General features: G+C 45.1%; 6 protein-coding genes. 1 reads left to right on the plus strand and 5 read right to left on the minus strand.

Annotation, left to right across the window (positions count from 1 at the left end; translation table 11 throughout):
- On the plus strand, positions 1-308 hold a 308-nt coding region (locus tag QZ327_RS14090), incomplete at its 5' end, for a hypothetical protein (protein WP_294620332.1).
- On the opposite strand, the gene QZ327_RS14095 is transcribed toward QZ327_RS14090, so the two are convergent.
- The 5 genes from QZ327_RS14095 to QZ327_RS14115 form a co-directional block, all read right to left on the minus strand.
- Positions 303-1,472: a 6-bladed beta-propeller gene (locus tag QZ327_RS14095; RefSeq protein WP_294620334.1), complete on the minus strand. Its 1,170-nt coding sequence runs from the start codon at positions 1,470-1,472 to the stop codon at positions 303-305. The two genes, QZ327_RS14090 and QZ327_RS14095, sit on opposite strands and share 6 nt — an antisense overlap.
- Positions 1,473-1,680: 208 nt before the next feature.
- The gene (locus tag QZ327_RS14100) at positions 1,681-2,736 is read right to left on the minus strand and encodes a BF3164 family lipoprotein (protein WP_294620336.1); all 1,056 of its coding nucleotides are present in this window, start codon (positions 2,734-2,736) and stop codon (positions 1,681-1,683) included.
- Positions 2,733-2,960 carry a hypothetical protein gene (locus tag QZ327_RS14105; RefSeq protein ID WP_294620338.1) on the minus strand — a complete coding sequence of 76 codons (228 nt, stop codon included), beginning with the start codon at positions 2,958-2,960 and terminating at the stop codon, positions 2,733-2,735. Before QZ327_RS14105 ends, QZ327_RS14100 begins: the two co-directional genes overlap by 4 nt.
- Positions 2,961-3,336: 376 nt before the next feature.
- Positions 3,337-4,263 carry a magnesium transporter CorA family protein gene (locus QZ327_RS14110; protein WP_294620342.1) on the minus strand — a complete coding sequence of 309 codons (927 nt, stop codon included), beginning with the start codon at positions 4,261-4,263 and terminating at the stop codon, positions 3,337-3,339.
- Positions 4,264-4,436: 173 nt separating this feature from the next.
- Positions 4,437-4,662, minus strand: a 226-nt coding sequence (locus QZ327_RS14115; protein ID WP_294620340.1) for a hypothetical protein, incomplete at its 5' end; no start/stop codon positions are given.

Raw genomic sequence — 4,662 nt, forward strand, 5'->3', positions numbered from 1 at the left:
ATTTGTTTGTCAGTTTCCGTATCTGTCCTTTCAACGGACAAGCAATCGCATTGCTTATTCAAATCAACTTCGTGACTTTGTCGCAACCTCCTCTCCATTTCCTGTTTATGTTTCTTCTTTTTTTATCTGATTTACTTTATCTTGAAGTGTCTGCAAATTCCTATGTAAAACCTTATGAAGGGTATTACCGTTCGCTTCCTGAACAAGGATTTTCTGTTGTAACTTCTGGCATTCTCTTGTCTTTCTATTCAGAAAATAAGATGATGCTAAAAGTAAGGCCATGCACAACAGAAGCCAATGGCCTATAGATTTTTTTTGAATTTACATCTTACTAATAACGGATTAGATTGATCATTCATATCATTATTTTTATTTACTTGCTCAAAAAAAGTACCGCCATTACTACAAATGCCAACAAACTGCTCGGCAGAAAGCAAGAAATAAAGATAATCCCCATTTATAGCATAAAGTGTATTCTGGGCATCAACCCGAAAACCTTTTAAAGAGTTCAAATCATCCTGCAAGATACATCCTGTATAACTCTTTTCTTCATTCTCCGAATAGATACTCCAATAAGCAACCTTATCTAAGAAAAAAGAAAGCTGGATATAAGAATTATTTGCAGAGAAATTGTTCACAAAATACACATATCCCCGTTTATTGGCTTCTGTTGAGAATTCCATTATATCAGAATAGTCGTTCTTATAGAAATCTTGTGGCGCCGCATGCCTTCCAAAATCTATTGTATACGCTACAGATGGTTCTTCCCCTTCTTTCAATGAATAAATTTTCTCCGATGGACAAGCAAAAAAGAGTAAGTCATCCTGCCGCTTCGCAAAATTATTACCCTCTACTACGAAGAAATAACCGGCAAGGTGCGTATCAATCGGAAAATACAAATCTCTCACCATTCTTTTGGAAGCGTCATAACACACTACTTTAGATTTTATATCCTCATAAGACATATTGTTGTTATAAAGCCAATAATTATTCCGTCCATTTGCAAAGAAAGAAAAGCTCATTGAAGGTAGCTCTAATGAACTTACAAAATTTCCATTTATATCATATCTCCTGATTTTTCGTTTATTCATATCCAATAGTTCTACATTCCCGTCTTCACAGACAGATGCGTCATGCAAAGACTGATACTCTTCCGGAGCACTCCCCAATTTCGAAATCTTGGAAATGGCCCGTCCTGTATTGGCATCAAACATCAACAGGGATTTATCACAAATCAGACATGCCTTATTATCGAATATGCGGAAACGTTCCACTATTCCAACAAGTGAAGTATCGGTAGTCTCTAAAGGGATATAATCAACCTGTTCAAAAACATCGGAAAATTTAATTCTTGAGCCTTCTTCTATTACTATCGGAATTCTTTTCCCGATTTCCTCATCCTCTTGCCGAGGAGATGAACAGGAATGCAGCAGGCTTATAATCAGCAATATCAAGATATCTACTGTTTTCATTGTTTTTTATCTGTTAATAAATTATCTTCCGCCTCTGTCCTTTCAACGGAAAAGCAATCACCTTGTTTATTCAAATCAAATTCGTATCTTTACCGCAACCTCCTTTTCGGGATGGGTTACGGAACGGACGGTTCGTTATGCGCCAACAAAATCAAAAACGTGCGCCGTCCGTTCCTCTCCAGTCTCCTGTTTTATGTTTCTTCTTGTTCTATTTCATTCGATACTCCACGATAGGTTCGTCGCTGTTCACATCCGTAGCGGTGATAATCCCCCGCTTCTCGTCTACCGAAATGCCGTTGATATGGCGGTCCAGGACATACTTCATCAAAGGTTCGCCCTTCAGGCTGAATACATAGATGTATTGTCCGCCATTCACTTTCTTGTCTTTGGGTTGGCTTGCAAGTTCCTTGAATGTACGCCCTTGGAACGCGGCATAAATTGCCTTGTCCGTCACCTGCACATCGCTGAAACCCATGATGCCCGTAGGAATGCTATAACCTCTGGCAATCTTGAACTTCGGTTCGCCGTTCGGGCCGATGCGGACGATTTGGGAGGCGGTGTCCTTCAGATTGTAAATCTCGAGCACTTCGCCCAGCTGCGTAACGGCGGCAAGGACCTTTTTTCGGGGATTATAGTCGATGAAGCTGCGCCACGCCTGTGCCAAAGCAGGACGTGAATGTGCCAAGGCATCCTCATTGGAGGTAGGGATGGTGCCGAACTTATAAAGCAGTTCGCCCTTGCGGTTCACCATGCAAAAACGGTTGTCGCCGGAATAATCGGGTATGATGAAGTTGGAATCATCGCATTGCACGAAATCCAGGGCGCGGAGAATCTTCTTGTCCAACGACACCGTTTCGTCACGAAGCGGCGAGCCGTCGGACTTGGAAAACGCGAACTTCGTCAGTTCTCTCTTATTGGCATCCAGCGTCCACAAAAATCGCCCGTCCCATCGGATATTTTCAACGGAAAGCATATCGTCGGGCGAGTCGCCGCGCTTGCCGAATGAGGCGATGTGGCGGAAGTCCGGATAGCTGAACAGCTGGAGGAAATGGTCTGCGCCGTGCAAGTCGAGCACGGCAGCCATCCTGTCCTGTATATGTATGCGGAAGGGATAGCGGAACACGGCGGTGTCCAGCGGAAGTTCCTTCGATTTCAACTCCTGCGTTTGTGCAAAGTCGTCGTAAACGAGAGTTGATTGTTGAGGCTGAGATGTACAGGAAACGAGCAGCAAAAGCAGGAACAGGTTACTAAGGATTTTTTTCATGATTGCAGCCCTCCCATTACATGTTCCACCTTAGTTATATTAAAAGGACAATCGGCCGAACCGTGTCCCGGGCATCTGTACGTAACATCGCATTCTCCGTTTGTCCGGGCTTCGATGTTCTCCGACGCCAACATACTCAATCCGGTTTCTTCCGGATTGGAATAAATGTAAGTACACACTGTACCGGTTAATGGAAAACCGGCACCAATTAATTTTGTTTTCATAGCACCATTGTTTTTAAAGTGATTATTCTGTGTTAATTTTATAGGGCGTAAAGCTATTAAATAAATCGGATAATCAATAACTTTATGTCTGACAATGTCTGACAATAAGGCGTTTTTCAGACTTTTTCAGCCGTTGTCAGACATTGTCAGGTTTTTGTCAGGCATTGTCAGGCCTGTCCTTTCCCATTGGCAATCTCAATTCTTTTTTCGATGAAACGGGCTGTTTGAGCGCTATTCTCCGACAAGATGGCAAACCACCTTTCTTTTTTGTATCAAAAGTTATCAAATATGTATCAATAACCCGCATGATATGCGCGAAAGGGGGCAGGATATGGAGATAGGCCGGATTACCCGATGCGATTACGGCGGACAGCCTTTAGAACCACTTGATTTTCCTGAACCATATAAAGGCAGCGGCGGATAATGTGGCGGACAGCAGGATGATGGCTATGAACGCGTGCGGAAAGTCATTCAGATGCACGTCCACGTTCATGCCGTAGAAGCTGGCTATCAGTGTGGGTACCATCAGGGTGATGGAAAGGCTCGTCATGCGTTTCATGATGGCGTTCACATTGTTGGATATGATGGAGGCGAAGGCGTCCATCGTCCCTGTGAGGATATCGCTGTAGATGTTTACCGTGTTGTATGCCTGTCGCAGCTCTATCACGACATCCTCCAGCAGTTCCATGTCAAGGAAGTCGGTGTCTTGGAAGATGTTTTTCAGCCTGCCTATCATGACTTCGTTGCCTCGGATGGAAGTGTTGAAGTAGACGAGCGTTTTTTGCAGTTTCATCAGCTGGAGAAGGTCTTCGTTGCGGATGCTCTTTTCCAGTTCCTTTTCGGCGGTGGCCACATCGTTGTTGATTTGCTTCAGGTATTTCTGGAACCATACGGCGGAAGAGTATATGATCCGTAAAATCAGCGTCAGCTTGTTGCTGACGGCAATGCCTTTGCGGCGGGTATGCTGCACGAAGTCCGGTATCAGTTCGGTGTGGTGGTAGCACACGGAGACGATTATGTCGTTGTTCGTGATGATGCCGATGGGCACTGTGATGAACGGGATGCCGTGCCCGCTGCTCTGCATGGGTATGCGCAGGATGGTCAGCAGCCAGTCTCCTTCCGTCTCCGTGCGCGGGCGCTCGTCTGTGTCGGCTATGTCTTCGAGGAAAGTTTCGGGCACTTTCAGTTCTTGGGTGAGGAATTGGAAATCGCTGTCGTCCGGGCACTCCACGTTTACCCAGCAGTTGGGTTCCCACCCGCTCTTTTCTACGAATCCGTTTTCGCTGTAGAGATACTTTCTCATTGTTTGGTCTTCTTTGTTGTTAATATGGCAGAGGTATTGCGGCGGATATTTTCGTTCGCTTTCATTGTAAACACCGTGATGCGCCTTCGGGTTTGCATTGTCCGTGATTTCGGCTGATTTTTTGCGTTTCCTGCAGGTGGCGGAAAGCGGCTTGCCGGTGCAGATGCACGGTTTCATTCAGGCACGTTTTCATGGCAAAAAGACGGCGGAACCGCCTTTTTGCTTACTCCCGCCCTTCCGTATTTCCGCCGGAATAGCGGAGGCTTGTATAAAGTGCGGATAGATATACCGCTTTTCCCGATAGATATGCGCCGTTTATGCAGAAACAGGAACTTTCCGCCGAGGGATGCAGGTGTTTCAGATGTCAGACACTGGTGTTTCTGCCGAGGGACATTAACA

The sequence above is a fragment of the uncultured Bacteroides sp. genome (genome assembly GCF_910578895.1).
In the GTDB taxonomy this organism is placed as follows: Bacteria; Bacteroidota; Bacteroidia; order Bacteroidales; family Bacteroidaceae; genus Bacteroides.